Raw genomic sequence first — 26,867 nt, 5'->3', positions numbered from 1 at the left:
CCCGTCACACTGGCATCCTGAGAATTTCCTGGTAGGCCTCGACCACCCGGTCGCGGATCGTGACCGCCGTTTCCACGGCCAGTTCCGTCTGCGCCAGCGCGGTGACCAGCGAATGCGGGTCGGCGCCGGTGGTCATGGCGGCCCGCGCCTGCGCCTCTCCGGTTTGCAGGGTTTCGGCAAAGCCCTCGACGGCCTGGGTAAACGCCTCCCCGGCCGAGGGCTGGGCGGTGGCCTCGGGGCGGAGGGCCGGGCGAGCCTGCCCGTAGGCCTGGGCGGCGAGCGTGTTGCGAACATCCATTCTGGCTGCTCCTTTCTAGGGGTCTCAGCGACGCAAGAGTTCGTTGAGGGAGGAGGACATCTGCCGGACCTGGTCGAAGACGCGCAGATTGGCCTCGTAACTGCGCTGCGCCTCGCGCGCGTCGGCCAGTTCGACGACCAGATCCACGTTGGACCCGTCGTAATGCCCCGTATCGTCGGCCAGCGGGTGGCCGGGGTCGTAGATCTGCGGCAGATCGGCCCGCGACAGGCGGACCGGGCCGGGTTGCACCGCGCCTTGCGCGGCCTCGGCGCTGCGATCCGGCGCGAAGCTGACCAGCTTGCGGCGATAGCCGGGCGTGTCGGCATTGGCGATGTTCTCCGACACGTGCTGCAGGCGCTGCGCCTGGGCGCGCATCCCGCTTGCGGCGACGGAGAGGGCTGAGCTGAAATCGGTCATTGTATTCCTATACAAGAATTACCGGCGCCCGAGGCTGGACCGCAGGATGTTCAGCGCGCTGTCATAGACGCGGATGGCGCGGTCATGGTCGCGCTGCGCCTCGACTCCGCGCACCATTTCCAGTTCCAGAGAGACCGTGTTGCCATTGGGCGAAGCCGGCGCGTCCACGTCGAAGGTGCGAATGCCAAGGTCGCCGCGCGGGTCGCCGCCCTGAACCTCAAGGCGGCGCAACGTGTCGGCGAAATCGGTGACGTCGCGCGCGCGGTATCCGGGCGTGTCGGCATTGGCGATGTTCTGCGCCACGACCGCCTGCCGCGCGGCGGCATGGCGCGCGCGGGCGGTGGCAAGTTGAAAAATGTCGAGACCGTCAAACATTTTGGGGGTTCTCCCTCATCGGCTACACGGATGCTTAACGGTGATTCCTTTAAAAACGGTTTCAGCGGCGGATTTTGCCGCGCGATCCGCTCAGAAGGAGCCGAGACTTGACCCTGACCTGTCCAAACCCGCCCGAAACCGACACTTTCTTTGCCCCGCTTCTGGCGCGGCTTGGCGCGATCCGTCCCTGCCAGAGCATCGGTCATGTCACCGGGCTAAGCCGCGATCACGTGCGCGTGGCGGGGCTGGACCGGATCGCGGCGCTGGGGGATCGCGTGCGCATCGGCGACAGCATCCCGGGCGAGGTGCTGGCCCTGGAAGAGGGCGCGGCCCGGGTCATGCCCGAAGGCCCGTCCGAGGGGCTGCGCCTGGGTCAGGCTGTCCGGCACCTTGGGCCACAGACCATCGCACCCGATCAAAGTTGGCTGGGCCGCGTGATCGACCCTGACGGGCAGCCCATGGATGGCCGCCCCCTGTTTCCCGGGCCGCGCGCCTGCCCGCTTCTGGCGCCGCCGCCCCCGCCCGCCGCGCGCCGCGGGCTCGGGGCACGCCTGGAAACCGGGTTTGCCGTGTTCGACACGGTGCTGCCCATCGCCCGCGGCCAGCGCGTGGGCCTGTTTGCCGGGTCTGGCGTGGGCAAATCCCGCCTGATCGGGGCATTGGCGCAGGCCATGGCAGCGGATGTGGTGGTGATCGGCTTAATCGGAGAGCGCGGCCGCGAAGTGCGGGATTTTGTGGCCGACGTGCTGGGATCTGAGGGGTTGAAGCGCTCGGTGGTCATCGCCGCAACCTCGGACCGCCCGGCGCTGACCCGCGCGCGGGCCGCCTGGGCGATGATGGCGGTCGCGGAATATTTCCGCGACCAGGGCAAACAGGTGCTTGTGCTGGCCGACTCGATCACCCGCTTTGCCGAGGCGCAGCGCGAGGTCGCGGCGGCCGCGGGCGAACCGTTCGGGCCGGGGGGCTTTCCCGCCTCGATGGCGCAGATGGTCATGGCGCTGGCCGAGCGCGCGGGGCCGGGCGGTGCGGGACAGGGTGACATTACGGCGGTCCTGTCGGTGCTGGTCGCGGGCTCGGACCTTGAAGGGCCGGTGGCGGACGTGATGCGCGGGGTTCTGGACGGGCATGTCGTCTTGAACCGCGAGATCGCCGAGCGCGGGCGTTACCCGGCCATCGACCTGCTGGCCTCGGTCTCTCGCGCGTTGCCGGGGGCGGCCAGCGATGTCGAGAACCGGCTGATCGCGCGGGCGCGGCATCTTCTCGGAGCCTACGCGAAGGCCGAGCTGATGGTGCAGGCCGGGCTTTATTCAGCAGGATCGGACCCGATGACCGATGCGGCGGTCGCCGTGTGGGATGACCTCGACGCTTTCATCGGCGCGACCTCCGAGGGTGGCATTCCAGCCAGCTTCTCCCGGCTCGAGGACATCCTGGCGCTCGCCGAGCGTGGCAAGGATCGCCGCGCCGCGCCTGCGGCCACCGTCGCACCAGGTTGAGGAGGCGTCACACCAGGGAGGCCAAAAGCGTCATCGCCGCATAGCCCGGCGTCGTCATCGACGGCCCGTTCGACAGCTGCGCGCGCAAGGTGAAGTTTCGCATCAGGTCTTCGACGCGCGCGGGGTCCGAGAATTGTGCGATCTCCGCGCTGCCAAGCACCCGGCTGGCCGCGTCGCGGAAATCCTCCACCTGGCGGTCGAGATCCAGCGTCGCGATCCCGGATGGCAGGCCCAATGCCGTTTCGAACACGCTCCTGAGCGGTGTCGTCCCCAGGATCGTCAGCCAGGCGGTCGTGTCACTGACGCCGCTTTCGGCCAGCTCCGGCAGGGCCCGCGCGGCGTTCAGCGCCAGCCGCATGTCGTCATCCTGCTCGCCCACCGCAACCTCGAAGGCTTGCCGGTCGAATTTCGCAAGGATCTTGTCGGCAAAGCCGGGCATCTGCGTTCGTGGTGGCAGCGGTGAGCCGAAGCCGAAGGCCTCCGCAAACTCGCGATAGCGCGTATCGGCCAGCTTGTTGGCCAGCGCGTCATCCTCAACCACGCCATCGGCCAGCACCCGTTCAATGAAGGCGCGGTTGGCCATGTCGTCCTGCAACCCGAAGGCCGAGAGCGCGACCCGGCGCAGGCGATAATCGGCCACCAGATCGGCGGCCGAGGTGATCGACCCGATCGTCTCGCGGAAATAGGCGCGGTCGCGCGCCTGCACCGGGCTGTCGGCAAAACGGGCAACCTGCGCGTCGAGGCTGGCGGAGAGAAACCGCCAGCCCGCGTAGCCGCCCAAGGGAACGATCGGGGTCACGGGTGCGACCCGGTCGGCCGGCCCGCGGCGAGCAGGCGCTCTTCGCGTGGCAACAGGCAGCGCAGGGCCTTCAACGCCTGGTAGACCTGATCCTCCAGCAGATGCTCGGTGGCGCGGGACAGTTGCGCCCGGCTGTCGGGATCCGTGAAGACCTGGCTCAACTGCTCCATGCCGCGCAAAAGCTGCGGCCTGGCCTCGTCAAGCTCGGTATCGCCGGACAGCACCAGTTGCGCGATGTAGCAGACGCGGCGCACGGGCGTCGTCACCTCCTCGGGGTGGATGGCGTCGCGCAGCCGAAGGATGTGCGCATTCGGCGTGACGATGGCCAGACGGGCGCGGCGGTCGCCATTCTCGATCACCGCACCGTTCACGAGGACCCTTTCCTTGGGACCCAGTTTCAGAACAAGCCCGCTCATGCTGCCTCCACGATGCCGGAGAGGCCACGCATGACGGCCGTGTTGATGTCGATCAGGGCCGCCAGTGAATCGGTCTGGCGCAAGGCCTGCCCGCTTTGCAGCAGGGAGAACTCGGCGAGGTAGAGAAGCTGCGCGCGCAGCGATTGCGGCAGGGCGTTCTCGGGATCGGCCAGGTCGGTGGCCAGCAGCGTCCAGAGGCGGCGGTTTTCATGCACCGCAGCGGCCCGCGTCGCCATGTCGCGCGGGTTTTCCGCGGCACGGGACAGGCGGGCGGTGACGGATTGGAAGGCGGCGTATTCGGTGCCGCGCGGGGTGCGCACCGGCTGGGACGCGGCGGCATAGGCGGTTCGGGCGAGCGATGTTGCGGTCACGGGAGGAACTCCTTGGGCGGGGGCCGCTGAGACCGGGGCCGATTCGGATGGAACGGCGAGGCGGGGCAGCGACCGGCAAGACAGGTGGCGTGCGGATCCTGAAAACGGACGGGGCGGCGCACCGCCCCGCCCCCGTCAGGTCAGCGGAACAGCGACAGGATGTTCTGCGGCGCCTGGTTCGCGATCGACAGCGATTGCGTCGCCAACTGCTGCTGCACCTGAAGCGCCTGCAACCGGGCCGAGGCCTCTTCCATGTCGGCATCCACGAGGGTGCCGATGCCCGCGGTCAGCGAGTCCATCAGCTTCGAGACGAAATTCGATTGCGTCTCGATCCGCCCCTCGACCGAGCCGAAGGAGGCCGCAGAATCGATGGAGTTCTGGATCAGGGTCTCGACGTTGTCGAGTGCCGCGTTCGCCCCTTCATTCGTGGTCACGTCCAGCGAATTCAGGCCGAACAGTCCGCCAGAGGCCACACCGCCCGTGGTCACGTTCAGCGTGAAAGTGGTACTCGTACCGTCGCCGTTAGCATCGTCCACCGCGAGGCTCCATTGATCGGCGTCGGCGTCATACTGGACAGCTGTGCTGATGCCGTCGATGCGGTTGGAGTCGATCGCGGTCTTCAGACCCTTGGCGACATCCTCCATGGTTTCGCCTTTTCCAGCGATATAGCTGGAGGTCGCGCCACCCACGGTGACTGTGAAGGTATCACCATCATTGACCTTGGTGCTGCCGACAAGGTCAATGGTTGCGGCGCGCTGTTCGATCGTGACCTTGTCAGCATCGGTCGGCGTCGCACCGTTCACGCTGGTGACTTCTGCGCTTGCATCGGTCGTCGAGGCAAGTTCGATGTCCACGCCTTCAAACCCATTGGTATTCGCAATGGTGATTGTTCCATCGGCGTTATCGGTGGCAGCGACGCCCTCAAGGCCAAGCGCGTTGATCTGTGTTGCGAAATACGCACCGATGTTTTCCTGCGTTTCGCCGCCCGTTGTCGACAGCGAGATGTCGTTTCCATTGATCCGCAGCGTGAAGTTCTCGGCGCCCGTTGCGGCCGCGAAATCCACGGTGGCCGTCAAGCCGCCGGCATCGGTCGTGAAACCGGTCGCCGAGGCGCCGCCATTGATCGTGCCATAGTTCGCAGCGGTCAGACCGCCCGTCAGCCCCGTCGTCCCGATCTCACCCGTGCTGGCGGTGAGATCCTGGCGGGCTACCTTGATGTTCGCCGCCGACACCTCGCCAGCGCCGGAACGATCGAGTGAGGACAGGATGTTGACGTCTTCCGACCCCTTCACGAGGTTCAGACCGTTGAACTGCGCTGCATTGACCACCGAACTGATCTGGTCGCGCAGGGCGTCGATATCAGTCTGGATCTTGGCGCGGTCGACATTCTCTTCCTGCGCGGCGACGATCTTGCCTTTCACCTCGGTCAGCAGGTCCGTCACCGTTTCGGCCGCATTGCGGGCCACCGCCACGGTCGATTCCCCCAGGCTGAGGCTTTCCGAGATCGCCTGGAACCCCTTCACATCGGATTCCATCACCTTGGAGATGGCCCACACCGCCGAGTTATCGCGCGCAGAAGCCACGGATTTGCCGGTCGAAATCTCGGACTGGGTTTGTTGCAGGTTCGAATTCACCGATTTCAGGGTTTGCAACGCCACCATGGCGCTGGTGTTCGTCAGAATGCTGGACATGTCGTCCCTTTCACTAGCTTTTTCCGGGCGCCGATTTCGCGCCATACCGATCCGGGGCGGCGACGCCCCACGAAATGTCGTTCTGACCACTGCAACCCTTCATGCTGGGTCACGCCACCCGCTTTGGGTGCCCGCATACCCTACGTTCAAAGGCTTGAATGAAGTGTTAGGACGGGCCGGAAACTGCATGGGTTTTGCAGCGAATTTTAACGGCCGCGGTCGCGATCAGCGTCTTGAGAGGGTTCGGCCCGGGGCAGATGCGACATTGCTGCGGCGGCCATATGCGTCATAGGTGGACAGGGAGACATCCCGCCGCGCGCCCATATCGCTTCGCGCCCGGGCCAGCCCGGCCTGCGCGGCGCGGATCAGGTCGGCCGTCCGCCCGGCCTCCTGCCGGACAAGCATCAGCGCGTCGCGGTCGATGGGTGGCCCGAGGTTCGACAGTGCCCGCTCCAGCCGTGCGCCGATCCGGTCCAATCCGCCATAATCCCCGGACCGAAGCGCATTACGCTGCGCCGAGAGCAGGTCGCGCAGCACGGCGAGGGTGTCTGCCCCACGGTTCAATTCGCGTCACCCGCCGCTGCATTCGCCCGCGCCACCAGGGCGTTGAAAAGCGATTCGGCCAGTCCGATCCCCCCGCGCGCGGCAAGGGCGCGGGCCTGTTCATCCCGCAGCATGGAGGCGAACTGGTCTTCGCCCACACCGCCGCCGAACCCGCCCCGCGGCGCGCCGAGACCGGCATGTTTCAGCATTTCCGACAGGAACGCAGCCTCCAGGTTCTGCGCCACCGCCCGCAGATCCGACAGGTCGCGTCGCTCCGGTGACAGGGCATCGGTCGGCGTTGGCGAAACGGCAGGTGTGGGGGTCAGGGTCATCCGGAAGCTCGCATTATGCGCGTTTTGTCCAGCATGACGCCCAGGCGTAAAGAATTCGTAAGGACATCTGTGAGACTCTGCCCCGGTCTTTCTAGAACGGATCGCCAAATGCAGACTCTCCCTCCCCTTGGTTCGACCGGGTATGGGCCCACGCCGGGGGCCCCGCGCAGTCCTGAAGGCGCCATGGCATCAGGGGCAGGCGACGCCGTGTTCGCGGTTATGCTGGCGGAAGGGGACATGCCGTGTGGCCCGGTGATCGACGACACTGTGAACGATCGCCAAGGTCACCGAGTCACGGTTCCGTTCCGCGCGAATGGGCAGACGGGGGAGGAGGACGACCCGGTCTTGCCGATGAACGGCCAGCTTGAGCCAGAGGTGGGCTGTCCCGCGGTGCCGGACAACGCGAACGGCAGAGTATTGGCCGACTGGGCGCAGGATTGGTCCGAGGCACCGGAGGATTCCCCGGCGCCGTCGGGTGACACCGGGTCAGCGGTGAACGCGCCGGTCGGCATGGCGATGCAAGCGGGGGGCGATGTGCTTTCGCGACGAGAGTCGCCCATAACCACACCACCCGGCACTTCGGCAGATACGCCAAATGGCGCGAATGGCGCGCTCACGCAGGGTCGCGTGCTTTCGCATGAACTGGCGGTGCAATCGCGGCCTGGCGTCAGTGTCGCGCCGCACTCGGACGAGGCTCCACCGGACAGCCCCCGGCCTCTCGGCGCTCCCGGTCCAGCGGGTATCGAGGTCGCCCCGTCCAAAGGTCTCGGGACCGCACGAGACCTGGCCGGTATGCCTCGGCCCGGTCTCACCGAAGCGGTGATCGCCGGGGAGCCCACTCATGGGCGGCTCGGCCCATCCGTCGCCGAACCCTTGGTCCCTCGCCTTGGTATCAGGCGCGACGGCACGGTGCCCCCTGCGGCGGCGGGTGCGCCCGGTGTGCCGACCGGATCCGCCCCGGATGTGGCGGTCATGCGCGTGGACACCAAGGCAACGCCCGCGCCCGAGTCGGCGCCCGATGCCCAACCGGTTAGGGCTGACGCGGCCCCCGGTGTACAATTTAAGCTGCCAAGCGACCGTGCGAGTGGCACCGCGCCCACGTCGCCACATAAGCCCGAGGCCTTGCCGTCCTTACCCCGAGACGAAAGGCCTGCGGGCCTACATGCCGAGATACCCGGGTCAGGCACCCGCGTGAAACTCGGGTCCGCGAACGCGCTGGCCGCACCACCCAAGCTGAACGCAGCGGGCGACGAAGCCGCCCTGACCGGGCATGACCGCACCGAGCATCGGGGGCCGACCGGCAGGGCCCGCGAGGACCGCGTCGAACCCTTGCGCCTCGACACCGCTCCCTCCGCCGATGCCACGAAAGGCACCGGCGTGGATAAGGCCGCGACCGGCCCCAGCGGGGCCAGCGCGGAAGGGGAGAACCGGAGTGAACCCATGCCGCCAACCCATCCGGCCATGTCTGCGCCCCCGGTCGCCATGCCGACCGGATCGACCCAGACACCTGCGGCGGCACAGCCCCCCATGCCTGTCGCCCAGCAGATTTCCCTTGCGATCAGCACCGCCGAACAGGCGCGCGAGACGCCGTTGGACCTGGCCCTTGATCCGCCCGAACTGGGCCGTGTCCGGTTGAGCGTCAGCGAGCAGGGCGGAACCCTTACGCTGGCGATCACGGCGGACCGGCCGGAAACGGTCGACTTGATGCGGCGGCACCTCGATGTGCTGCAGCAGGAAGCAAGCCGCCTTGGGCTCGACGCCCTGCAGGTGCGCCTGTCACAGGGGGGGCAACCCGGCCACGATGGCAGTGGCGCGCGGCCCCAGGCCGGCGACAGCGGCCTTGCTGCGCACAGCACCGATGAAACGGACCCACACCCTCATAACGACCCGCAGCGCGCCCATGACGGTGCCCTCGATCTGCGGCTTTGACCGATCAAGGAGATAGATGATGGAGATCTACCCGACCACGGCGACGCAAACGGCCTCGGGCCTGACCGCATCGGCCACCGACAGCACCGTCCTCAGCGCGGATTTCCAGACCTTCCTGCAACTGCTGACCACGCAGATGCGCAACCAGGATCCGTTGAACCCAATGGAATCGACCGAATACGCCACGCAACTCGCCACCTTTTCCGGGGTCGAGCAGCAGGTGCTGACCAATGACCTGCTCGCGGAACTACAGACCGGCCTCGGGACGCTGGGCATGGGGGAGCTTGGCGGCTGGATCGGGATGGAGGCGCGGGCCGAAATGCCCGTCTATTTCGAAGGGCAGTCGGTGACACTGCAAGCGGCGCCCAACCTGTTGGCCGACCGCACCGAACTGATCGTGCGCGACCAGTCGGGCGAGGTGGTGCAGCGCCTGCCCATCCCGCTGTCGGATCAACCCTTCGAATGGACGGGCGCGGGACTGGACGGCAGCACCCTGCCCGAGGGGATCTACAGCTTTTCGGTCGAAAGCTGGCTGGGTGAAGACCTGCTGGACGAACGCAACGTGATGGTCCGGGCCGAGATCGAAGAGGCGCAACTGGTCGATGGCGCGGTCTGGCTGACCGTGGAAGGGGGGCTGTCCATCCCGGCGGAATCCGTCCTCGGCCTACGCGCGCCGGATGCGTGACCGCGCCCTAGAAGAGCGCGATCACCGCGATGATACCCGCCCCGGCGGCAGACCCGGCCAACGCATAGCCGATCCGTTCCGGCCAGGGATTCTTGCGCTCGGGCGGTTTGGGATTGGCCTGCGCCAGCAGGGCCGCCTCGGCCAGGTTGGGTAACCGCGGACCGAACCGCGCCAGAACGCGGGCGGTGTGGAACAGGTCGCGCGCCACGGCCTTGGGGCCGACATTGTCACGGATGTATTCCTCGACCACCGGCTGGGCGACCGTCCAGATGTTGATATCCGGGTTCAGCGAACGCGAAACGCCCTCGACCACGACCATGGTGCGCTGCAACAGGATCAGCTCGGTCCGCGTTTCCATCCCGAACCGCTCGGTCACCTCGAAAAGATAGGCAAGCAACCGGCCCATCGAGATCTTGGAGGCTTCCATCCCGAAGATCGGCTCGCCGACCGAGCGCAGGGCCTGAGCGAACTCGCCCACGTCGCGGTCCGGGGGCACGTAGCCCGCCTCGAAATGTACCTCGGCCACGCGGCGGTAATCCTTGCGGATGAAACCCATCAGGATCTCGGCGTAGACACGGCGCGTGTATTCGTCGATCCGCCCCATGATGCCGAAATCCAGCGCCACGATATCGCCGTTCGGCGCCACCTTGAGGTTCCCGTGATGCATGTCGGCATGGAAGAACCCGTCGCGCAACGCGTGGCGCAGGAACATCTGCAACACCCGCGTGCCAAGCTCGCGCCGGTCGTGCCCGGCGGCGTCGATGGCATCGAGATCGCTGAGCGTGATGCCATTGGCCCAGGCCAGCGTCATCATCCGCCGCGAGGAGAGGAACCATTCAACCGCCGGCACCTCGAACCCGTCATCCTTGGCCGTGTTGGCGGCAAATTCCCCCGCGGCCGAGGCTTCGATCCGCAGGTCCAGTTCCTGCATCACGACACCTTCGAAATGCCGGATCACGTCGCGCGGTTTCAAACGCCGCGATGAGGGCGAGAGCGTTTCGACGAACCACGCGATCAGGTAGAAAGCGTCGATATCCTTGCGAAAGGCGCGCTCGATATTCGGGCGCAGCACCTTGACCGCAACATCCTGCCCGGTCTCCAGCAGCCGCGCGCGGTGCACCTGCGCGATCGAGGCCGCGGCGACCGGCTCGGAGAAATCGGAAAAGATCGTGTCGACCGGGCGCTCCATCTCGTGGGCGATGACGCGCTTGGCCTCGTGCCGGGAAAAGGGCGGCAGCTTGTCCTGCAGAACCTGCAACTCCTTGGCGAGGCCCGTGCCCACCACGTCCGGGCGGGTCGAAAGGATCTGCCCGAACTTGATATAGGCCGGGCCCAGTGCGTTCAGGGCACGCGGCACGGGTGGCATCGATGGGTCACCCCGAAGGCCGAGGAAGGCAAAGGGCCAGCCAAGCACGCGGGCCGCGACGCGCACCGAGCGCGGTGCGTCCATCGCTTCGAGAACGGCGCCCATGGCCCCGGTCCGTTCGAAGGTGGCGCCGGTTCGGATCAGGCGCCAGATATTGTGCGGTCCCTTCACGTCAGATCTTCCAGCCCGAATGCAGCGCCGCGATCCCGAAAGAGAGGTTGCGGTATTTCACCTGGCTGAACCCGGCGTCGCGGATCATGTTGGCGAACGTGTCCTGATCCGGGAACTTGCGGATGGATTCGACAAGGTACTGGTAGCTGTCACGATCATTCGCGATCAGCTGCCCCATGCGCGGGATCACGTTGAAGGAATAAAGGTCGTAAAGCTTCTGCATGCCTTGGTTCGGCAGTTGGCTGAATTCCAGCACCATCAGCCGCCCGCCGGGTTTCAGCACGCGGTAGGCCTCGGACAGGGCATCGGGAATGCGGGTGACGTTCCGGATGCCGAAGCTGATCGTGTAACGGTCGAAGGTGTTGTCCTCGAAGGGCAGCACCATGGCATCGCCCACGATCCAGTCCAGCTTGTCCGACTGGCGCTGCGCCTCGGCGCGCTTCTGCCCTTCCAGCAGCATCGACTCGGTCATGTCGAGCACGGTGCATTGCGCCATCGGCGCGCGTTCGAGGAAGCGGAAAGCGATATCGCCGGTGCCGCCCGCCACGTCCAACAAATGCTGCCCGTCGCGCGGCGTCAGCCAATCCATCATCGCATCCTTCCAGATGCGGTGGATGCCGACGCTCATCACGTCGTTCATGATATCGTATTTCGAGGCGACGTTGGTAAAGACGCCATGGACCAGCCCCGCCTTCTCCCGCTCATCCACGGTCTTGAAACCGAAATGGGTGGTGGTGCCGTCGGGGTTCATCGTGTCATCGGTCATGGGGGCTTGTGCTCCGGCTTTGGTCGGACCTCTTATACGCGGCGCTTGCGGGGCCGCAACGCGGCGTTACATCCCGGTCAGACCACAAGGAAAGCCCGATTTGCCCGAACTTCCAGAAGTCGAGACAGTGCGTCGCGGATTGGCCCCCGTTCTGGAGGGCGCGCGCATCGCCAAAGCCGAGGTGCGCCGCCCCGATCTGCGCTGGCCCTTCCCCGAACGGATGGCCGAGCGCCTGACCGGGGCGCGGGTCGACCGCCTGCGCCGCAGGTCGAAATATATCCTGGCCGATCTCGACAGCGGCGAAACGCTGATCGTGCATCTGGGCATGTCGGGCCGGATGCTGATCACCGGCGATGGCGCAGCCGAGATGCCGGGGGCCTTCGCCCATGACCACGGGCAGATTGGCAAGCATGACCATGTCGTCCTGACGACGGAGGCCGGCGCCCGCATCACCTTCAACGACGCCCGCCGCTTCGGCGCGATGGACCTGGTGGAAACGGACAGGGCCGACGCGCATTGGCTGTTGGCCGGGCTTGGACCCGAGCCGTTGGGCAATGCGTTCAACGAGGGCTACCTGGCCGAGAAGTTCGCGGGCAAACGCACCCCGGTCAAATCGGCGCTGCTGGATCAGCGGATCGTGGCAGGGCTGGGCAATATCTATGTCTGCGAAGCGCTCTGGCGGTCGGGCATTTCGCCCCTGCGCCACGCTGGCCGCATTTCGAAGCCGCGCATCGGGCGACTCGTGCCCGCGATCCGCGATGTTCTGTCCGAGGCAATAGATGCCGGTGGGTCATCCTTGCGCGACTACCGCCAGGCCGATGGCGACCTGGGATATTTTCAACACAGGTTTGCGGTCTATGGTCGCGAGGGAGAGCCCTGCCAAACCCCCGGATGTACAGGAAAAATAAGGCGAAAAGTGCAGTCGGGGCGATCCAGCTTCTACTGCGCGACCTGTCAAAGATAGCTTGAACCTTCCGGCCCCGATGCTAACCCTGCGCTTCGGAATGAAGCAGCCGGGGACCCGATGCATGGCCTATGAGACCCTCATCGTCGAGATCGAAGACCATATCGCGCTGATCAAGCTGAACCGCCCAGACGCCCTGAACGCGCTGAATACGCAGCTCCTGAACGAACTGTCCAAGGCGCTGCGCGCGGCGGAAGAGAACGAAAAGGTCCGCTGTGTCGTCCTGACCGGCTCGGAAAAGGCCTTTGCCGCCGGGGCCGACATCAAGGAGATGTCGGAAAAGACCTTTGTGGACGCCTTCACCGACGACCTGTTCGGGCGCGAGACGCAGGAAATGCTGCGCTGTCGCAAGCCGATCATCGCCGCCGTGTCGGGCTATGCGTTGGGAGGCGGGTGCGAGTTGGCCATGATGTGCGATTTCATCATCGCCTCGGACACCGCCAAGTTCGGTCAGCCCGAGATCAACCTCGGCGTGGTCGCGGGCATTGGCGGGACGCAACGCCTGACCCGCTTCGTGGGCAAGTCCAAGTCGATGGACATGCACCTGACCGGCCGTTTCATGACTGCCGAGGAAGCCGAACGCTCGGGCCTTGTCAGCCGCGTGGTCCCCGCCAAGAAGCTTATGGAAGAGGCGATGGGCGCCGCCGCCAAGATCGCCGAGAAATCCGCCCTGACCGCCATGGCCGTCAAGGAAGCGGTGAACCGCGCCTACGAGGTCCCGCTGAACGAGGGGCTTTTGTTCGAACGCCGCCTGTTTCACGCGCTCTTCGCCACCGAAGACCAGAAGGAAGGCATGGAAGCGTTCCTCGAAAAGCGCGAGGCGCAGTTCCGCGACAAGTGACCCGGCAGGCCCCCGATCCATTGGGGGCTTCCCTTTCGCGGCAAATTCGCCTATCTGCCGCGCCAGACATGCGTGTGAGGCCCGCCTAGGCCAGAATCGCCCGGTATCGAACCCGGGGTCGGGTCTTCCCGCGCAGAACTGTATTCAACCGGTCTGCCACAGGCCCGAGACGAGAGAGACACACCATGGCAAATTCGCCCCAAGCCAAGAAGCGCGCCCGCCAGAACGAGCGCCGCTTTGCCGTCAACAAAGCCCGCCGTTCGCGCATCCGCACCTACCTGCGCCGCGTCGAGGAAGCCATCGCCTCCGGCGACCAGGCCGCCGCCCAGGCCGCCCTTCGCGCCGCCCAGCCCGAGATCATGCGGGGGGTTACCAAAGGGGTGTTGCACAAGAACACCGCATCCCGGAAAATCTCGCGTCTTTCGTCGCGCGTGAAGGCCATGAGCGCCTGATCCGGCATCCATATAAGCCTTGTTATAAAGGCGCTCTGGCAACAGGGCGCCTTTTTTCATTCTGAAAAATCCATTGTCGCACAAGGCGCTAAAACGGCCCGCGAGATTCGTTTTCAGATAGGTTCAGAGTCAAGCGCGAAGATATGTTGCGAGGGCTCTGCGACTCCCGCTAGCTTCATCTGGCGATTCAGACGCCTGGGGGGCGGATGGAGCGACGATAGGACGACTAATCGGGTTCTTCGAACCAGCGCCGCGGGGACAGGGTCGGCGAGGGTTCAGCCAGCGCAAACCGCGTAAGCGATCCGTAGTCCTGGGGAAGAGGGGCCTGATTAATGATGTCGGGTGATTGCACACGGCCTTTGGGCTGCGGCTCCTCTTTTCGTCGTTCGAATCCGGCGCCGGTACATGAAAAGGGTAAGTGGAAGAGTTCCGATCAGCGGGCCGACCGTTGTCTTCGGACCGTCTTCTTGATGCCATTTTCGTCGGCCATCCCGTCCTTCGGAGGGGTGTGTCTGGGTCGCCCCACGGGGCGCAACACCGTGGGTTAGAGCGAAAAAACGGTTGGCTGGCAGGCGACCATAAAAAGACGAGGACAAAAGACCATGACGAACGAAACTTGGGGGCACGTGCGCGGCGAGCTGCTGAAGTCCATCGGGAAGAACAACTTCTCGGCCTGGATCGAGCCGATCACCTTCGACTGTCTCGAGGACCGCACCGCCAAGTTTCACGCGCCCACCAGCTTCATCGGGTCCTGGGTCTCGCAGAATTTCGGTGATCTGATCCTGCGCCACCTCGCATCGGCCGGTGTGGGGGTCGATCGTGTCGAGATTTCCGTGGGCAAGCCTGCGCCGACCCCTGCGCCCGCCAATGCCGTGGCCACGCCTGCCGAAGACCTCGCGCCGCGCGCCATGGAACTGAAAAATGCCGCTCCTGCCGCGGTCGATCACGTCAATGGCCATGACGCCGAGATTGCCCCGGTTGCCGCCAGCGCCCCGCGCCGCGCCCCGTCCGCGCCCGTGGCCCAGCCGCGTCCGGTGGCCGCCCAGGCCAATGGCCATGACGATGATCTGCCGGGCGCGCAGTTGAACCCGAACTTCACCTTCGACAATTTCGTCGTCGGCAAACCCAACGAGCTGGCCCATGCCGCCGCGCGCCGCGTGGGCGAAGGGCGCGACGTCACCTTCAACCCGCTTTTCCTTTATGGCGGCGTAGGTCTTGGCAAGACGCACCTGATGCACGCCATCGCGTGGGAGTTGCGCGCCAACCTGCCCGAGTCGCGTATCCTTTACCTCTCGGCGGAGCAGTTCATGTATCGCTTCGTCCGCGCCCTGCGCGAGCAGGACACGCTGGGCTTCAAGCAGATGTTCCGCTCGGTCGACGTGCTGATGGTCGATGACGTGCAGTTCATCGCCGGAAAACGCTCGACACAGGAAGAATTCTTCCACACGTTCAACGCGCTGGTCGAAATGGGCAAGCAGATCGTCATCTCGGGCGATCGCGCGCCCGTCGACATGGAAGAGCTGGACACCCGGATCGCCTCGCGGCTGCAATGCGGCCTTGTCGTGGACCTGCACCCGACCGATTACGAGCTGCGCCTTGGCGTCTTGCAGCACAAGGCCGAGCGTATGCATGAGCGCAATCCCAACATCGCCATCGCACCCGGCGTGCTGGAGTTCATCGCGCAGAAAGTCTCCTCGAATGTCCGCGTACTGGAAGGGGCGCTGACCCGTCTCTTCGCCTTTGCCGATCTGGTGCAGAAGGACATCACGATGGAGATGACGCAGGATTGCCTGTCGGACATCCTGCGCTCGACCGACAAGAAGGTCACGATGGACGAAATCATCAAGAAGACCTGCGAATACTACAATATTCGCCAGGCCGACATGATGAGCGCCAACCGCGCCCGTGCCATCGCCCGCCCGCGCCAGGTGGCCATGTTTCTTTGCAAGAAGCTGACAACCCGCTCGCTGCCCGAGATCGGGCGCAAGTTCGGGGGCCGCGATCACACCACGATCCTTTATGGCGTGCGCAAGATCGAGGAACTGATGCAGGTCGACAGCCAGATCGCCGAGGATGCCGAGCTGTTGCGCCGCGCGTTGGAGGCGTGATCGCGCCATAGCGCGCATGAATTCTGGGCATCGGGGATTGACGCGCGCCGCGCTGTCGCGAAACTCCGTGAAAACACTTGTGCTTGCGGGGCGTGAGAGTAGTCTCACAGCCCCGCGATCTGTCGGAGCCAGGGCATGAAACTCTCCATCGAGCGCGCCACGCTGCTGCGCGCTGTTTCTCAGGCGCAATCGGTCGTCGAGCGTCGTAACACCATTCCGATCCTCGCCAACGTGCTGATCGAGGCCGAGGGCGATACGGTCAGCTTCCGTGCGACCGACCTCGATATCGAGGTGGTCGACCGCGCCCCGGCGCAGGTGGAACGCGCAGGCGCGACCACCGTGTCTGCCGTGACGCTGCACGAGATCGTGCGCAAACTGCCCGACGGTGCGCTGGTCAGCCTGACCGAGGATGGCGCGGCGGGCCGCCTGACCGTGCAGGCCGGACGCTCGACCTTCCAGCTGGCGACACTGCCGCGCGAAGATTTCCCGGTGATGACCGCAACCGAATACGCCGCCAATTTCTCCTGCGCGGCACCGGTTCTGCGGCGCCTGTTCGACAAGTCGAAATTCGCCATCTCGACCGAGGAAACGCGCTATTACCTGAACGGCGTCTATTTCCACGTATCCGAGGGTGAAAACGGCCCCGTGTTGCGCGCCGTGGCCACCGATGGCCATCGCCTTGCGCGGATCGACGCCCCCCTGCCCGATGGCGCACAAGAGATGCCCGGCGTGATCGTGCCCCGCAAGACTGTGGGCGAATTGCGCAAGCTTCTGGATGATGACGAGGCGCAGATCGCGGTGTCGGTGTCCGAGACCAAGATCCGCTTCGCCACGCCCGAGATCACGCTGACCTCCAAGGTCATCGACGGCACCTTCCCCGACTACACGCGCGTGATTCCCATGGGCAACACCCGCCTGATGGAGGTGGATGCCAGCGATTTCGCCAAGGCGGTGGACCGTGTGGCAACCGTGTCGTCGGAACGCTCGCGCGCGGTGAAGATGCAGCTCGACGAGGATCGGCTGGTCTTGTCGGTGAACGCGCCCGATGCGGGCAATGCCGAGGAAGAACTGGCCGTGGCCTATGGCGACGAAAAGCTCGAGATCGGGTTCAACGCGAAATACCTTCTGGAAATCGCCAGCCAGGTCGATCGCGAGAACGCGGTATTCCTGTTCTCCTCGCCTGCCGAGCCAACGCTGATGCGCGAAGGGTCCGACACCTCGGCGATCTATGTCGTGATGCCGATGCGGGTGTGACCGGGAAACGGAAATCTCGAGATTTCCGACCCGGAAAACTCGAGTTTTCCGCATCGTTTTCCTGCAGGAAAACGCGCCCATGACACCCTACATCGCCAATCTTTCCCTGTCGCATTTCCGCAGCCATCGGCGCACGCGGCTGGGGTTTGATGGCCGGCCTGTCGCGCTTTATGGGCCGAACGGCGCGGGCAAGACCAACCTGATCGAGGCGGTGTCGCTTCTGTCGCCCGGGCGCGGCCTGCGCCGCGCCGCCGCCGAGGAGATCATCCGCCGCCCCGAGGCCATCGGCTGGAAAATCGCCGCGACGATCGAGGGCCCCGGCCTTGGCCACGAGGTCGAGATCACCGCCGAACCCGGCCAGCCCCGCAGCCTGATGCTCGACGGAAAATCCGCCCCGCAACTGGCCCTGGCCCGGTTGATCCGCATCGTCTGGCTTGTGCCCGCGCAGGACCGTCTCTGGATCGAGGGGGCCGAGGGGCGGCGCCGGTTCCTCGACCGCATGACGCTGAGCTTTCTGCCCGATCATGGCGAGGCGGTGCTGACCTACGAGAAATCCATGCGGGAACGAAACCGCCTTCTGAAGGATGATGTGCGCGACCCGGGCTGGTACCGCGCGCTGGAACGCCAGATGGCCGAGGCCGGAAGCCGCATCATGGAAAACCGGGCCGAGGCGTTGTCGCGGCTGTCCGCCGCGCAGGATGACACGGCCACCGCCTTTCCCGCCGCCGACCTCTCCCTGATCGAGGTCGAGGGCACGCCCGCGCCCGGCCCCGATGCCCTGACCGACGCGCTTGCGGCCAGCCGCCCGCGCGACCTTGCCGCCGGCCGCACGCTGATCGGGCCGCATCGCAGCGACCTCGCCGCCACCTACCGCGCCAAGGACATGGCCGCCGCGCAATGCTCCACCGGCGAACAGAAGGCGCTGCTGATCTCGCTGATCCTCGCCAATGCCCGCGCGCTGAAGGCCGAGACCGGGGCCGCGCCGCTGGTCCTGCTGGACGAGGTCGCCGCCCATCTCGACGCCGGCCGCCGCGCCGCGCTGTTCGACGAGATCTGCGCCCTTGGCGCACAGGCGTGGATGACGGGCACCGGGCCGGAACTGTTTGCGGAACTCGGGGATCGCGCGCAGCATGTCGCGGTCGAGGAACAGGGCGGCGAAAGCCTCGCCCGGATCGAGGAGCCAAGCCCATGACCGACCTGCCCGTGAACCGCGTCACCATGATCACGCTGGGCGTCCACGATATCGGACGATCCCGCGGCTTTTACGGCGCGCTGGGGTGGGAAGAGACACGCGCCATGGACGGCGTCGTGTTCTACCAGATGGACGGCATGGTCCTGTCGCTCTTCCGCCTTGGCCCGCTGGCCGCCGATCAGGGCCGACCGGGGGCCGAGCTTGGCATGGGCGCGGTCACGCTGGCGCAGAATTTCCGCGACACGTCCGAGGTGGATGCCGCCTTTGCCCGTGCGCTCGATGCCGGTGCAACCGAGTTGAAGGCCCCGGAAGAAACCTTCTGGGGCGGATACTCGGGCTATTTCGCCGATCCCGACGGGCATGTCTGGGAACTGGCCTACAACCCCCACTGGTCGCTCGACGACAGCGGGCGCACGGTCATCCCGGAATGACGCTATCCCTTTCGCAGCTGTTTCTTTACGCCAGCGCGCTTTTCGTCCTGTTCCTGATCCCCGGCCCGGTCTGGCTGGCGACCGCGGCGCGGACGCTGGCCCATGGCTGGCTGGCCGCGATCCCGCTGATCCTGGGCGTGGCCTTGGGCGATATGCTCTGGTCGCTCCTGGCCGTGCTGGGCCTGTCCTGGATCGTCGCCGCCTACCCGTGGATCATGGAGGCGCTGCGCTGGGTCGCGGTGGGGGTTTTCGCTCTGATGGGCTGGCTCCTCATTCGGCACGCCGACACGCCGGTTTCGGGCGACAGCCGACTCAACCGGCCCGGTGCGCTGGCCGGGTTTCTTGCCGGCCTGGTCGCGATCCTCGCCAATCCCAAGGCGATCCTGTTCTATGCCGGGATGCTGCCGGGCTTCTTCGACCTGACCGCCGTCACCCGCGCCGACATCATCGTGATCGCCGCAATCTCGATGGGTGTGCCGATGGTCGGCAACACCGGCTTCGCCCTTCTGGTCGATATCGCGCGGCGCCGGTTTTCCAGCCCGGAACGCCTCGCGCGGATCAATCGCGTGGCCGGGGCGCTCCTGATCCTCGTGGCTGTGGTGATCGCCCTGCCGAGCCCCTAAATATTGGGGTCAAAGGCGTGACAATCCCCCGCCCGACCGATATAAAATCGGCAAACGAACAGGCAGAAGAACACATGGCAGACAACGCCCCCGCGCCCGAAGAATACGGCGCCGATTCCATCAAGGTTCTCAAAGGCTTGGAGGCGGTTCGCAAACGCCCCGGCATGTATATCGGTGACACCGACGATGGCTCGGGCCTGCACCACATGGTGTACGAGGTCGTCGATAACGGCATCGACGAGGCCCTGGCCGGCCATGCCGACGCCGTGACGGTCACGCTTCACCCCGATGACAGCGTCTCGGTCAGCGACAATGGCCGTGGCATTCCCGTGGGTATCCACGAGGAAGAAGGCGTCAGCGCCGCCGAGGTCATCATGACCCAGCTGCATGCCGGCGGGAAATTCGACAGCAACTCCTACAAGGTGTCGGGCGGTCTGCACGGCGTGGGCGTTTCCGTGGTGAATGCGCTGTCGGATTGGCTGGACCTGCGCATCTGGCGCGACGGCAAGGAACACCACGCGCGCTTCGAACGCGGTGAAACGGTCCAGCATCTCGAGGTCGTCGGCGATGCCGAGGGCAAGACCGGGACCGAGGTGCGCTTCCTCGCTTCGACCACGACCTTCTCGAACCTCGATTACTCGTTCAAGACGCTGGAAAACCGCCTGCGCGAACTCGCCTTCCTGAACTCGGGCGTGAAGATCGTTCTGGAAGACCTGCGCCACGCCGAACCGCAACGGGTCGAGATGATCTACGAAGGCGGCGTTCGGGAATTCGTGAAATACCTCGACCGCTCCAAGACCCCCATGATCGAAGAGCCGATCTATGTCGAGGGGGAGCGTGACGGCATCGGCATCGAGGTCGCGATGTGGTGGAACGACAGCTACCACGAGACGGTTCTGCCCTTCACCAACAACATCCCGCAGCGCGATGGCGGCACCCATATGGCGGGCTTCCGTGGCGCGCTGACGCGGACGATGAACCACTACGCCAACTCCACCGGGCTGGCGAAGAAGGAAAAGGTCAACTTCACCGGCGATGACGCGCGCGAAGGGCTGACCTGCGTGCTGTCGGTCAAGGTGCCGGACCCCAAGTTCTCCAGCCAGACCAAGGACAAGCTGGTCTCGTCCGAGGTGCGACCCGCCGTCGAAGGGCTGATGAACGAGAAGCTCTCGGAATGGTTCGAAGAGCACCCGCAAGAGGCGCGCCAGATCGTCGGCAAGATCGTCGAGGCCGCGCTTGCCCGCGAGGCGGCACGCAAGGCCCGCGAACTGACCCGGCGCAAGACGGCCATGGACGTGGCCAGCCTTCCCGGCAAGCTCGCCGATTGCCAGGAAAAGGACCCCGCCAAGTCCGAGCTGTTCCTCGTCGAGGGTGACAGCGCCGGCGGCTCGGCCAAGCAGGGCCGCTCGCGCCACAACCAGGCGATCCTGCCGCTGAAGGGCAAGATCCTGAACGTGGAACGCGCGCGCTTCGACCGGATGCTGTCCAGCCAGGAGATCGGGACGCTGATCACCGCGCTTGGCACCGGGATCGGGCGGGACGAGTTCAACCTCGACAAGCTGCGCTACCATAAGATCGTCATCATGACGGATGCCGACGTGGACGGCGCGCATATCCGCACGCTTCTGCTGACCTTCTTTTTCCGGCAGATGCCCGAGATCATCGAACACGGGCACCTCTACATCGCGCAGCCGCCGCTCTACAAAGTCAGCCGGGGCCGCTCCGAGGTGTATCTCAAGGATGAGGCCGCGTTCGAAGACTACCTCGTCGCGCAAGGGATCGAAGGCGCGGTGCTGCGCCTGCCCAACGGCGAGGAACTCGCCGGACAGGATCTGGCCCGCGTGGTCGAGGGCGCGCGCAACTTCAAGCGCATCCTCGATGCCTTCCCCACCCATTACCCGCGCCACATCATCGAACAGGCCGCCATCGCAGGTGCCTTCGATCCGGGCCGGGCCGATGCCGACCTGCAAGGCGTGGCCGACGAGGTCGCCAAGCGGCTGGACCTCGTGGCCGTGGAATACGAACGCGGCTGGCTGGGGCGCATCACGCAGGATCACGGCATCCGCCTGAGCCGCGTTCTGCGCGGGGTCGAGGAAATCCGCACCCTCGACGGCGCGGTGCTGCGCTCGGGCGAGGCGCGCAAACTGTCCTCGGTCAGCCAGGAAACCCGCGAGATCTACCGCGACCCCGCCACGCTGCAACGCAAGGAACGCTCACAGCTGATCCACGGGCCGAGCGAGCTGCTGCAAGCGATCCTCGACGAAGGCGCCAAGGGCCAGCAGATGCAACGCTACAAGGGTCTGGGCGAGATGAACCCCGACCAGCTTTGGGAAACCACGCTGGACCCGGATGCGCGGACGCTGTTGCAGGTGAAGATCGACGACCTGGCCGAGGCCGACGACATCTTCACCAAGCTGATGGGCGACGTAGTGGAACCCCGCCGCGAATTCATCCAGGCCAACGCGCTGAGCGTCGAGAACCTCGATTTCTGAGGCTGTAGACCGCGCGTTTTTCTCGCGGTGCGAGGGCCGCTCAAGCCATGACCTCGGCGGCTGATCTGCCCGACGCGACAAGCCGCGCCATGTCATTCAGGCGCGGCTGCGCGTGGTGGAAGAACATGGTGTAGCTTTCACAGAAATAGTTGTGCCCACCCTCGCCGCTGCGCGATGTGGCAAAGCGGTGTTTCGGACAACCGCCGTTGCAGGCCGCCCGGAACGGGCAGGCGCGGCATTGCGCGGTCAGGCTGTCGCGCTTGTGCTGGCCAAAGGCCGTCTGCCGATCCGTCCACAGCATCTGGTCAAGCGGCGTGTCGGTGATCCGGCCCAGCCGGTAATCCGGAAAGACATAATGGTCGCAGCTGTACAGGCTGCCGTCATGTTCCAGCGCCAGCCCATCCCCACAGGTTTCCGCGAACACGCACAGCCCGCCGGGGCGGCCCAGCCATTTGCCCAGCATGGCGTCGAAATGCTGAACAAAGATCCGCCCGACATCGCGCTTGATCCATGTGTCGAAGACATCGCACAGGAACTTGCCATAGGCGCGGGGCCGAACGCTCCAGTCGGTGACGGCAGGACCGGGGTCGCTGTCGATCTGCGGCACCGCGGCCAACCCATCGGGCCCGCCCCGTTCGGCGATCGGAATGAACTGCATGTGCTCGATGCCCAGCCCCTTGAGAAACCGATAAACCTCGCGCCCTTTTCCGCCATTGGCGCGGTGCACGGTGGTCAGGGCGTTATGCGCGACCCCGTGGCGCTGCAACACGTCGAGCCCGCGCATCACCGCGTCAAAGCTGGGCCGCCCCGCGCGGTCGAGGCGATAGCGGTCATGCACCTGTTTCGGCCCGTCGATGCTGATCCCCACCAGGACCCCGTTATCGTGCAGGAACCGCCCCCAATCGTTATCCAGCAACATTCCGTTGGTCTGAAGTACGTTGGTCACCGTGATCCCCGCTGGGGCGTAGCGGCGCTGCAACGCCAAGGCCTTGGCGTAGAATTCGACCCCCAGCATCGTCGGCTCGCCGCCCTGCCAGGCGAACGTGACCTCGCGCATGCCTGCGGCCAGCGAGGCGTCGATCAGTTGGCGGGTGTAAGCCTCCAACACCTCGTCGGACATGCGGAATTTCTTTTCGTCCGGGAAGAGGGTTTCCTTGTCGAGGTAGTAGCAATAGCTGCACGCGATATTGCAGCGCGGCCCAATGGGCTTTGCCATGATGTTGAATGGACGGCGGGTCATGCGGATACGTCCCTGATGAATGGCTGTCGCCAACCCAGCACCCCAAGTCCCTGGCAAGCGATCCTTCATTTTCGAATACGGCCCTACGCTCGGGCGAGGGCAAGTGAAATCCGGGTGCGAGACATATTGCGCACAAACCGGCGGGCGCTAGCGCGTCCGTTTCGCGTCTTTCATCCACGCCAACCCGTCTTCAACCGCTCCGGCGGGCCGGTATTCCGCGCCGATCGGGCGGGTCCAGCCGAGGCGGTCCAGCGTGGTGAAAACCTCGGGGTAGTCCAGCTCGCCGTGGTCCGGCGCACCCCGGTCGGGGATGGCGGCGATCTGCACATGCCCGATCAGGGGCAGCAACGCCTCCAGCCGGGCGATCACGTCCCCTTCCGTCCGGCCCACGTGGTAGCAGTCGAACATCAGCCGCAGGTTCGGTGCATCCATCGCGTCGATGATCTCACCCGCTTGGTCCGTGTCGCGTAAGAAATAGCCCGGCGCGTCATGGGCGTTCAGCGGTTCGATCAGGATGGTGATGCCATAGGGCTCCGCCAGATCGCAGGCGAAGCGCAGGTTGGAGCGGAAGACGCCATCGGCCTCCCGCCCCTTGGCGAAGCCGGCCATGACATGCACCGCCTCGGCCCCGACCGCGACGGCATATCCCATCGCCTGCTCGATGGCGGCCCGCGCCTCGGGCTCGCGATCCGGCAGCGCCGACAGGCCGAAACATCCCTCGCCCCCGCGCACGGTGTTCAGCCCCAGCATGGGCAGACCCGTCTCTTCCAGCGCGGCCCGAACGGCGGCGGGTTCCTCGGCATAGGGCCAGTGGCATTCGACCGCGTCGAAGCCCGCCGCAGCCGCACGCCGGATTGCCGTCGGCAAGGGATGCCCTGCCCACAGGAACCCGAGATTCGCCGAAAACCGCATGTCGTCCTTCCCTTTCCCGTCAGCCGACGAATCGAGCGCTGGTCACCCCGTTTAAGCGCTGCTTAATGCGACTCGCAGGCGGCACACCCCGCGCCTGAAGGTAAGGCTAACCTTACCCGGCGTCACGCCAGGCGATAACACCGCGATAACGCCGTCTGAACGCCGATGTTTTCACCCTATCCCGCCAAGATTTGCGACACCAACCCCCAAAGCCGTAAATCATTGTTTTTATTTTATTTCACTCGCTGTCATCGGATAACACCCCCGCGTCATCGCCTTTCTTTTCGCTGAAATTGTCTGACATCGGGGTCCGGGGCCAATGTTTGGTCATCGGCTCACGGGGCACACCCCAAACCGGGCCGCACACCAAACACGACCCACGCAACACCTGAACCAAAACTTCAATTTAAGGACCTTCCCAATGACTTTCTCGATCATCAAGACCGCCGCCGCCTCCATCGCCCTCGCCGCCGCATTTTCGGCCCCCGCGATGGCCACCTGCAACAACGCGTATCTGGAACAGTGGGGCGGCGGGAACGGTGCCGCCATCGAGCAGCACGGCTGGTGCAACGGAACCAGCGTCATCCAGGACGGCTGGGGCAACACCACGATGACCTTCACCGACGGCGCCTTCAACACCACGGCCATTGGCCAGCAGGGTGTCGGCAACGAGGCCTACTCGGCCCAGGGCGGCATCGGCAACGCCACCGGCATCGCCCAGTTCGGCGCGAACAACTACGCCAACACCACCGTGGGCGGCGTCGGCAACGCGGTCGGCGTGATCCAGGTCGGCAACGGCAACTCGGCCGAGACCGTGCAGTACGGCGCCGGCAACGTCGCCCTGATCATCCAGGACTGAGCCCCCGGTCCTGATCCCGGGGGCGGGCGCCCCGACTGTCCCTCCTCTCCTCCGCCCGCCCCCGGCCCTTCTTGAAACCCCAACCGAAAGGACAGGCCCATGACCCTCTCTTCCTTCACCCTCCGGGCCGCCCTCGGCACCGCACTGGCCGCCGCCGCCCTTGGCTGCACCGCCATCGCCGAGACCGGTTCGACCCATGCCACCCCCGGCCCCGTCGCCTGCGCCGTCGCGGTCACGCCCTCCGGCTCCTCCCTCGTGATCGAGGGCGTCGTCGAGGCCCGCGAACCCCTGGTCGGCAGCTACAGCCTGTCGGTCACCGGCCCCGGCACCCGCATGAACCAGGGCGGCCCGATCGCCGTGGACGCCGGCGAAACCCTCCGCCTCGGGCGCGTCCAGATGGGCGGCACTGCAACCAACGGCCTGACGGCCGAACTCACCCTCGAAATCGACGGCGAAACCTATCGCTGCCCGGCCGAGATCTGACCCGACCCAAAGCCCTTCACGACCCAAGACCTTTTCAAACCTTCATTCCCGAACCTTCTGCCAAAGGACCAAACCCATGTTCAAGAAAGCCATCATCACCGCCGCCCTCGCCACCACTACCGCCTTCTCGGCCCTGCCTGCCGCGGCCAACGGCACCCTCAGCTTCACGCTGAACGCCGGCAACCAGCAGGAGGCGGACGCCATCCGCGCCGGCCTGACGCTCTACCAGATCGTTCAGGGCGCGGAATCGGGGGCCTTCGTCCACCAGGACGGCAGCCTGAACGGCGCGGCCATCGCCCAGGTCGCCGGGGGCGGCTCGGTCGGGATCATCCACCAGGACGGCAACGGCCATGCCGCGACCCTCGACCAGCGGGGCCACGGACAGGCACACGGCATCTTTCAATTCGGCAACGGCGCCAATGCCGATGTCGTCCAGACGGCAAACGGTCAGGCTGGCCTGACCTTCCAGTTCGGCCTGAACTGAGGTTCAGCCGAAACCGGACGCCCGGCCTTTCCTAGGTCCCGTTTCCCCCGGTCGGGCGTCCGGTCACCCCTTTCTCCCTCCCTCGTCGTTCCCGAGGACCCTGCCCCCCGCGCTTTGCCGGGGGGCTTTTTTCTGCGCGTTTGGCGTCAAACGGTCTAAGTTGGCGCGAAACGGACCCGAGGGGGGAGCATGGAAATCGATCTCGAAAGCCTCGTGGATGACGGGCACCTGCGCGTCGCGATCAACACCGGCAACCGCGCCCTGGTGCAACAGGTGGACGGGGAATTGACCGGGGTCAGCCCGGCGCTCGCCCGCCGCCTTGCCGATCATCTGGGGGCCAGGATGGTTCCGGTGATCTATTCCGGCGCGGGCCATGTCTTTGCGGACGCCGACAGGGACCTGTGGGACGTGGCCTTTCTCGCCATCGACCCGATCCGCGCCCGCAAGGTCAGCTTCACGCGCCCCTATCACCGGATCGAGGCCACCTATGCCAAACGCAGCGGCAGCGCCTTCGCCTCACCCGATGAGGTTGACCAGCCCGGCGTCACGATCCTCAGCTCCGTCGGCTCGGCCTATGACCTCTGGCTCAAGGGCAACCTGCGCCACGCCACGCTCGACCATGCCGCCACGCCGGGCGAAAGTTTCGAGGCGTTCCGCGCAGGCCAGGGCGACGTGGTCGCGGGCATCCGCGCGTCGCTGCACCGGGCCTTTGCCGGAGAGGGCGGGATCGCGGTGATGGACGGCACACTGACATCGGTCGATCAGGCCATGGTCCTGCCCCGCCCCAAGGACCCGCGCATTGCCGCCCTCGACATGTTCGTCGAACAGGCCATCGCGGATGGGTTCGTCGCGGAAGAACTTGAGAAATCCGCAAAGTAGA

29 protein-coding genes are annotated in these 26,867 nt (G+C 65.7%); 16 read left to right on the top strand and 13 right to left on the bottom strand.

Features of this window, described 5'->3' with window-relative positions; genetic code table 11:
* Positions 1-4: 4 nt before the first annotated feature.
* The 3 genes from fliE to KUV65_RS10535 are packed head-to-tail and all read right to left on the bottom strand — an operon-like array spanning position 5 to position 1,090.
* On the bottom strand, positions 5-298 hold the full coding sequence (fliE, locus tag KUV65_RS10545) for a flagellar hook-basal body complex protein FliE (protein ID WP_222190356.1): 294 nt from the start codon (positions 296-298) through the stop codon (positions 5-7).
* Positions 299-322: 24 nt separating this feature from the next.
* Positions 323-715 (bottom strand): flagellar basal body rod protein FlgC, encoded by a 393-nt coding sequence (gene flgC, locus KUV65_RS10540; RefSeq protein WP_222190355.1) that lies wholly within the window; start codon positions 713-715, stop codon positions 323-325.
* 18 nt (positions 716-733) lie between these two features.
* Positions 734-1,090 (bottom strand): FlgB family protein, encoded by a 357-nt coding sequence (locus KUV65_RS10535; RefSeq protein ID WP_222190353.1) that lies wholly within the window; start codon positions 1,088-1,090, stop codon positions 734-736.
* A 107-nt stretch (positions 1,091-1,197) separates the two neighbouring features.
* Between KUV65_RS10535 and KUV65_RS10530 the strand changes: the two genes are divergently transcribed.
* Positions 1,198-2,583: a FliI/YscN family ATPase gene (locus KUV65_RS10530; protein WP_222190351.1), complete on the top strand. Its 1,386-nt coding sequence runs from the start codon at positions 1,198-1,200 to the stop codon at positions 2,581-2,583.
* A 7-nt stretch (positions 2,584-2,590) separates the two neighbouring features.
* On the opposite strand, the gene KUV65_RS10525 is transcribed toward KUV65_RS10530, so the two are convergent.
* From KUV65_RS10525 to KUV65_RS10500, 6 genes are all read right to left on the bottom strand, one after another.
* On the bottom strand, positions 2,591-3,382 hold the full coding sequence (locus KUV65_RS10525; protein WP_222190349.1) for a DUF1217 domain-containing protein: 792 nt from the start codon (positions 3,380-3,382) through the stop codon (positions 2,591-2,593).
* Positions 3,379-3,798: a flagellar biosynthesis repressor FlbT gene (gene flbT, locus KUV65_RS10520; RefSeq protein ID WP_222190347.1), complete on the bottom strand. Its 420-nt coding sequence runs from the start codon at positions 3,796-3,798 to the stop codon at positions 3,379-3,381. Before flbT ends, KUV65_RS10525 begins: the two co-directional genes overlap by 4 nt.
* Positions 3,795-4,169: a flagellar biosynthesis regulator FlaF gene (gene flaF, locus KUV65_RS10515; RefSeq protein ID WP_222190337.1), complete on the bottom strand. Its 375-nt coding sequence runs from the start codon at positions 4,167-4,169 to the stop codon at positions 3,795-3,797. The genes flbT and flaF overlap by 4 nt, the downstream gene beginning before the upstream one ends.
* A 140-nt stretch (positions 4,170-4,309) precedes the next feature.
* Complete coding sequence (locus tag KUV65_RS10510) at positions 4,310-5,860, bottom strand: flagellin (protein WP_222190336.1); 1,551 nt, start codon at positions 5,858-5,860, stop codon at positions 4,310-4,312.
* A gap of 225 nt (positions 5,861-6,085) precedes the next feature.
* Positions 6,086-6,424 (bottom strand): hypothetical protein, encoded by a 339-nt coding sequence (locus tag KUV65_RS10505; RefSeq protein ID WP_222190334.1) that lies wholly within the window; start codon positions 6,422-6,424, stop codon positions 6,086-6,088.
* A complete protein-coding gene (locus tag KUV65_RS10500; RefSeq protein WP_222190332.1) occupies positions 6,421-6,735 on the bottom strand; it encodes a rod-binding protein in 315 nt (104 codons plus the stop codon). Before KUV65_RS10500 ends, KUV65_RS10505 begins: the two co-directional genes overlap by 4 nt.
* Before the next feature lie 1,191 nt (positions 6,736-7,926).
* Between KUV65_RS10500 and KUV65_RS18200 the strand changes: the two genes are divergently transcribed.
* Together KUV65_RS18200 and KUV65_RS10490 are read left to right on the top strand one after the other, a co-directional pair.
* On the top strand, positions 7,927-8,664 hold the full coding sequence (locus tag KUV65_RS18200) for a flagellar hook-length control protein FliK (protein WP_222190330.1): 738 nt from the start codon (positions 7,927-7,929) through the stop codon (positions 8,662-8,664).
* Positions 8,665-8,680: 16 nt separating this feature from the next.
* A complete protein-coding gene (locus KUV65_RS10490) occupies positions 8,681-9,349 on the top strand; it encodes a flagellar hook capping FlgD N-terminal domain-containing protein (RefSeq protein WP_222190328.1) in 669 nt (222 codons plus the stop codon).
* A gap of 7 nt (positions 9,350-9,356) precedes the next feature.
* On the opposite strand, the gene ubiB is transcribed toward KUV65_RS10490, so the two are convergent.
* Both ubiB and ubiE read right to left on the bottom strand, forming a co-directional pair.
* Positions 9,357-10,886: a 2-polyprenylphenol 6-hydroxylase gene (ubiB, locus tag KUV65_RS10485; RefSeq protein ID WP_222190326.1), complete on the bottom strand. Its 1,530-nt coding sequence runs from the start codon at positions 10,884-10,886 to the stop codon at positions 9,357-9,359.
* Position 10,887: 1 nt separating this feature from the next.
* On the bottom strand, positions 10,888-11,652 hold the full coding sequence (gene ubiE / locus KUV65_RS10480) for a bifunctional demethylmenaquinone methyltransferase/2-methoxy-6-polyprenyl-1,4-benzoquinol methylase UbiE (protein ID WP_222190324.1): 765 nt from the start codon (positions 11,650-11,652) through the stop codon (positions 10,888-10,890).
* Positions 11,653-11,752: 100 nt separating this feature from the next.
* Here ubiE and mutM point away from each other — a divergent pair, with 100 nt between their 5' ends.
* The 9 genes from mutM (at position 11,753) to gyrB (ending at position 22,009) form a co-directional block, all read left to right on the top strand.
* A complete protein-coding gene (gene mutM / locus KUV65_RS10475; protein WP_222190322.1) occupies positions 11,753-12,616 on the top strand; it encodes a bifunctional DNA-formamidopyrimidine glycosylase/DNA-(apurinic or apyrimidinic site) lyase in 864 nt (287 codons plus the stop codon).
* Between the two features lie 64 nt (positions 12,617-12,680).
* A complete protein-coding gene (locus tag KUV65_RS10470) occupies positions 12,681-13,457 on the top strand; it encodes an enoyl-CoA hydratase (RefSeq protein WP_222190320.1) in 777 nt (258 codons plus the stop codon).
* 185 nt (positions 13,458-13,642) lie between these two features.
* Positions 13,643-13,909 carry a 30S ribosomal protein S20 gene (rpsT, locus tag KUV65_RS10465; protein WP_222190318.1) on the top strand — a complete coding sequence of 89 codons (267 nt, stop codon included), beginning with the start codon at positions 13,643-13,645 and terminating at the stop codon, positions 13,907-13,909.
* Positions 13,910-14,511: 602 nt separating this feature from the next.
* Positions 14,512-16,017, top strand: a complete 1,506-nt coding sequence (gene dnaA / locus KUV65_RS10460) for a chromosomal replication initiator protein DnaA (RefSeq protein WP_222190316.1) — start codon at positions 14,512-14,514, stop codon at positions 16,015-16,017.
* Positions 16,018-16,152: 135 nt separating this feature from the next.
* Positions 16,153-17,271 (top strand): DNA polymerase III subunit beta, encoded by a 1,119-nt coding sequence (dnaN, locus tag KUV65_RS10455; protein WP_222190314.1) that lies wholly within the window; start codon positions 16,153-16,155, stop codon positions 17,269-17,271.
* A 79-nt stretch (positions 17,272-17,350) separates the two neighbouring features.
* Positions 17,351-18,463, top strand: a complete 1,113-nt coding sequence (recF, locus tag KUV65_RS10450) for a DNA replication/repair protein RecF (RefSeq protein WP_222190312.1) — start codon at positions 17,351-17,353, stop codon at positions 18,461-18,463.
* Positions 18,460-18,894, top strand: a complete 435-nt coding sequence (locus KUV65_RS10445; RefSeq protein WP_222190310.1) for a VOC family protein — start codon at positions 18,460-18,462, stop codon at positions 18,892-18,894. Before recF ends, KUV65_RS10445 begins: the two co-directional genes overlap by 4 nt.
* Positions 18,891-19,517, top strand: a complete 627-nt coding sequence (locus KUV65_RS10440) for a LysE family translocator (protein WP_222190308.1) — start codon at positions 18,891-18,893, stop codon at positions 19,515-19,517. The genes KUV65_RS10445 and KUV65_RS10440 overlap by 4 nt, the downstream gene beginning before the upstream one ends.
* Positions 19,518-19,591: 74 nt before the next feature.
* On the top strand, positions 19,592-22,009 hold the full coding sequence (gyrB, locus tag KUV65_RS10435) for a DNA topoisomerase (ATP-hydrolyzing) subunit B (protein ID WP_222190306.1): 2,418 nt from the start codon (positions 19,592-19,594) through the stop codon (positions 22,007-22,009).
* A gap of 40 nt (positions 22,010-22,049) precedes the next feature.
* Here gyrB and KUV65_RS10430 read toward each other — a convergent pair whose 3' ends face one another.
* Together KUV65_RS10430 and KUV65_RS10425 are read right to left on the bottom strand one after the other, a co-directional pair.
* Positions 22,050-23,249, bottom strand: a complete 1,200-nt coding sequence (locus tag KUV65_RS10430; protein ID WP_222190305.1) for an anaerobic sulfatase maturase — start codon at positions 23,247-23,249, stop codon at positions 22,050-22,052.
* Positions 23,250-23,396: 147 nt separating this feature from the next.
* Complete coding sequence (locus KUV65_RS10425; protein WP_222190303.1) at positions 23,397-24,161, bottom strand: hydroxypyruvate isomerase family protein; 765 nt, start codon at positions 24,159-24,161, stop codon at positions 23,397-23,399.
* Positions 24,162-24,582: 421 nt separating this feature from the next.
* On the opposite strand from KUV65_RS10425, the gene KUV65_RS10420 reads away from it, so the two are divergent.
* The 4 genes from KUV65_RS10420 to KUV65_RS10405 all read left to right on the top strand — a co-directional run bounded on the left by KUV65_RS10420 (position 24,583) and on the right by KUV65_RS10405 (position 26,866).
* On the top strand, positions 24,583-25,020 hold the full coding sequence (locus tag KUV65_RS10420; protein ID WP_222190301.1) for a curlin: 438 nt from the start codon (positions 24,583-24,585) through the stop codon (positions 25,018-25,020).
* Positions 25,021-25,119: 99 nt separating this feature from the next.
* Positions 25,120-25,503, top strand: a complete 384-nt coding sequence (gene csgH / locus KUV65_RS10415) for a curli-like amyloid fiber formation chaperone CsgH (RefSeq protein WP_222190299.1) — start codon at positions 25,120-25,122, stop codon at positions 25,501-25,503.
* Between the two features lie 76 nt (positions 25,504-25,579).
* Positions 25,580-25,987, top strand: coding sequence for a curlin (locus KUV65_RS10410; protein ID WP_222190297.1), 408 nt, complete (start codon positions 25,580-25,582; stop codon positions 25,985-25,987).
* A 189-nt stretch (positions 25,988-26,176) separates the two neighbouring features.
* On the top strand, positions 26,177-26,866 hold the full coding sequence (locus KUV65_RS10405; protein ID WP_222190295.1) for a transporter substrate-binding domain-containing protein: 690 nt from the start codon (positions 26,177-26,179) through the stop codon (positions 26,864-26,866).
* Position 26,867 lies beyond the last annotated feature (1 nt).

Source organism: Maritalea mobilis, assembly GCF_019800885.1.
Taxonomy (GTDB): domain Bacteria; phylum Pseudomonadota; class Alphaproteobacteria; order Rhodobacterales; family Rhodobacteraceae; genus Roseibacterium; species Roseibacterium beibuensis.
Note: the sequence above shows the minus strand (reverse complement) of the source record. Positions and strands in the feature narration are given on the sequence as shown.